Raw genomic sequence first — 2,916 nt, 5'->3', positions numbered from 1 at the left:
GCGCACGGTGGATGCCTTGGCACTAGGAGCCGATGAAGGACGGGACTAACACCGATATGCTTCGGGGAGCTGTAAGTAAGCTTTGATCCGGAGATTTCCGAATGGGGAAACCCAGCATCTTTTATAGGATGTTACTTTTCAGTGAATACATAGCTGATTAGAGGTAGACGCAGAGAACTGAAACATCTAAGTACCTGCAGGAAGAGAAAGAAAATTCGATTCCCTGAGTAGCGGCGAGCGAAACGGGAAAAGCCCAAACCAAGAGGCTTGCCTCTTGGGGTTGTAGGACTCCAATATGGTAGTCCAGTGAGATAGTCGAAGGACCTGGAAAGGTCTGCTAGAAAGGGTAAAAGCCCCGTAGACAAAATTTGACTGGCACCTAGGAGGATCCTGAGTACGGCGGAACACGAGGAATTCCGTCGGAATCCGGGAGGACCATCTCCCAAGGCTAAATACTCCCTAGTGACCGATAGTGAACCAGTACCGTGAGGGAAAGGTGAAAAGCACCCCGGAAGGGGAGTGAAATAGATCCTGAAACCGTGTGCCTACAACAAGTTAGAGCCCGTTAATGGGTGATAGCGTGCCTTTTGTAGAATGAACCGGCGAGTTACGATTACTTGCGAGGTTAAGTTGAAAAGACGGAGCCGCAGCGAAAGCGAGTCTGAATAGGGCGAATGAGTAAGTGGTCGTAGACCCGAAACCATGTGATCTACCCATGTCCAGGTTGAAGGTGCGGTAAAACGCACTGGAGGACCGAACCCACGTACGTTGAAAAGTGCGGGGATGAGGTGTGGGTAGCGGAGAAATTCCAAACGAACTTGGAGATAGCTGGTTCTCTCCGAAATAGCTTTAGGGCTAGCCTCAGAGTAAGAATGATGGAGGTAGAGCACTGTTTGGACTAGGGGCCCATCTCGGGTTACCGAATTCAGATAAACTCCGAATGCCATCCATTCATCTCTGGGAGTCAGACTGTGAGTGATAAGATCCATAGTCGAAAGGGAAACAGCCCAGACCACCAGCTAAGGTCCCCAAATAACTATTAAGTGGAAAAGGATGTGGGGTTGCACAGACAACTAGGATGTTGGCTTAGAAGCAGCCACCATTTAAAGAGTGCGTAATAGCTCACTAGTCGAGTGACCCTGCGCCGAAAATGTACCGGGGCTAAATAGTTTACCGAAGCTGTGGAACACACCAATGGTGTGTTGGTAGGAGAGCGTTCTAAGGGCGTTGAAGGTAGATCGTGAGGACTGCTGGAGCGCTTAGAAGTGAGAATGCCGGTATGAGTAGCGAAAGACAGGTGAGAATCCTGTCCACCGAATGACTAAGGTTTCCTGGGGAAGGCTCGTCCGCCCAGGGTTAGTCGGGACCTAAGCCGAGGCCGAAAGGCGTAGGCGATGGATAACAGGTTGATATTCCTGTACCCGTTGTTTTTGTTTGAGCAATGGAGGGACGCAGGAGGCTAAGGAATCAGACGATTGGAAATGTCTGTCCAAGCAATGAGTCTTGATGTGAGTCAAATGCTTACGTCTCTAAGGACAAGTTGTGATGGGGAGGGAAATAACAGTACCGAAGTTCCTGATGTCACACTGCCGAGAAAAGCTTCTAGTGAGAAAACAATGGCCCGTACCGCAAACCGACACAGGTAGTCGAGGAGAGAATCCTAAGGTGAGCGAGAGAACTCTCGTTAAGGAACTCGGCAAAATGACCCCGTAACTTCGGGAGAAGGGGTGCTGATCTAACGATCAGCCGCAGTGAATAGGCCCAAGCGACTGTTTATCAAAAACACAGGTCTCTGCAAAATCGAAAGATGACGTATAGGGGCTGACGCCTGCCCGGTGCTGGAAGGTTAAGAGGAGTGCTTAGCGTAAGCGAAGGTACGAATTGAAGCCCCAGTAAACGGCGGCCGTAACTATAACGGTCCTAAGGTAGCGAAATTCCTTGTCGGGTAAGTTCCGACCCGCACGAAAGGCGTAACGATTTGGGCACTGTCTCAACGAGAGACTCGGTGAAATTTTAGTACCTGTGAAGATGCAGGTTACCCGCGACAGGACGGAAAGACCCCATGGAGCTTTACTGCAGTTTGATATTGAGTGTTTGTACCACATGTACAGGATAGGTAGGAGCCGTAGAAGTCGGGACGCTAGTTTCGACAGAGGCGCTGGTGGGATACTACCCTTGTGTTATGACCACTCTAACCCGCACCACTAATCGTGGTGGGAGACAGTGTCAGATGGGCAGTTTGACTGGGGCGGTCGCCTCCTAAAGAGTAACGGAGGCGCCCAAAGGTTCCCTCAGAATGGTTGGAAATCATTCGCAGAGTGTAAAGGCACAAGGGAGCTTGACTGCGAGACCTACAAGTCGAGCAGGGACGAAAGTCGGGCTTAGTGATCCGGTGGTTCCGCATGGAAGGGCCATCGCTCAACGGATAAAAGCTACCCTGGGGATAACAGGCTTATCTCCCCCAAGAGTCCACATCGACGGGGAGGTTTGGCACCTCGATGTCGGCTCGTCGCATCCTGGGGCTGTAGTCGGTCCCAAGGGTTGGGCTGTTCGCCCATTAAAGCGGCACGCGAGCTGGGTTCAGAACGTCGTGAGACAGTTCGGTCCCTATCCGTCGCGGGCGTTGGAAATTTGAGAGGATCTGTCCTTAGTACGAGAGGACCGGGATGGACTTACCGCTGGTGTACCAGTTGTCTCGCCAGAGGCATCGCTGGGTAGCTATGTAGGGAAGGGATAAACGCTGAAAGCATCTAAGTGTGAAGCCCACCTCAAGATGAGATTTCCCATTTCTTTAAGAAAGTAAGATCCCTGAGAGATGATCAGGTAGATAGGTCAGGAGTGGAAGTGCAGTGATGTACGGAGCGGACTGATACTAATCGATCGAGGACTTAACCAAAAATTGATTCACGGTTGTTA

The 2,916-nt window shown here is 50.9% G+C and carries 1 rRNA gene; it reads left to right on the top strand.

What is annotated here, in order from left to right:
• Nucleotides 1-2,896, top strand: a 23S ribosomal RNA gene (locus KQI58_RS22200); the annotation flags it as partial.
• Nucleotides 2,897-2,916: the final 20 nt, after the last annotated feature.

This window comes from Enterococcus raffinosus (genome assembly GCF_018917525.1).
GTDB classification, from domain to species: domain Bacteria; phylum Bacillota; class Bacilli; order Lactobacillales; family Enterococcaceae; genus Enterococcus_A; species Enterococcus_A raffinosus_A.
The sequence above is the reverse complement of the archived record's forward strand: the minus strand, read 5'-3'. Positions and strand labels throughout refer to the sequence as shown.